Genomic DNA, 917 nt, shown 5'->3' on the forward strand with positions numbered 1-917 from the left:
GCGCCGCGCGACGCCCCCATGGTGCGCAGGATGGCGATGTCGTGGCCCTTGTCCTTCACCAGCATGATCAGGCCGGAGATGATGTTCAGCGCCGCCACCAGCACGATCAGCGTCAGGATCATGAACATGACGTTGCGTTCGACCTGCAGCGCGGAGAAGAAGGTCTCGTTGCGCTGGCGCCAATCGACCATGTCGATCGGCCGCTGCGCCGCCGCCTCCACTTTCGGTTTCAGCGCATCGACATCGTCTGGATTGTCGACATAAATCTCGATCGTTTGCGCCCGCCCGTCCATGTTGAAATAAAGCTGCGCTTCGGAAAACGGCATGTAGACGATGGACGTGTCATATTCGGACATGCCGACTTCGAAGATCGCCGCGATCTTGTAGCCCTTCATGCGCGGCGTGGTGCCGATCGGCGTCACGTCGCCGTCGGGCGAAATCAAGGTGATGGTATCGCCAAGCGTCAGGCCGAGATTCTCAGCCATGCGCTTGCCGATGGCAACGCCCTCGCCAGAATCGAAATCGGCGATCGAACCCTGCTTGATGTTGCTGGCAACGATGGCGATCTTGCTCAGATCCTCGCCGCGTATGCCGCGAACCAGCGCTCCGGTTCCGCCGCCGACATTGCCTTGCGCAAGCACCTGGCCATCGATCAGCGGGATGGCGTATTTAACGCCTGCTACACCGTTGATGCGGCTGGCGACCTGCGCATAGTCCTCCAGCGGCGAATCGAGCGGCTGCACGATCAGGTGGCCGTTGACGCCGAGGATGCGCGTCAAAAGCTCTGCCCTGAAACCGTTCATCACCGCCATGACCACAATCAGCGTGGCGACGCCCAGCATGATGCCCAGAAACGAGATCGAGGCGATCACCGAGATCACCGTCTCCTTGCGCCGCGAACGCAGATAGCGCCAGGC

At 61.1% G+C, this 917-nt stretch carries 1 protein-coding gene; it reads right to left on the reverse strand.

What is annotated here, in order from left to right; translation table 11 throughout:
• Nucleotides 1-917 (reverse strand): ABC transporter permease (locus EN884_RS37180; RefSeq protein WP_128361193.1); only part of this gene is annotated, 917 nt, incomplete at both ends.

Source organism: Mesorhizobium sp. M7A.F.Ca.AU.001.01.1.1, from assembly GCF_004022735.1.
Taxonomy (GTDB): domain Bacteria; phylum Pseudomonadota; class Alphaproteobacteria; order Rhizobiales; family Rhizobiaceae; genus Mesorhizobium; species Mesorhizobium ciceri.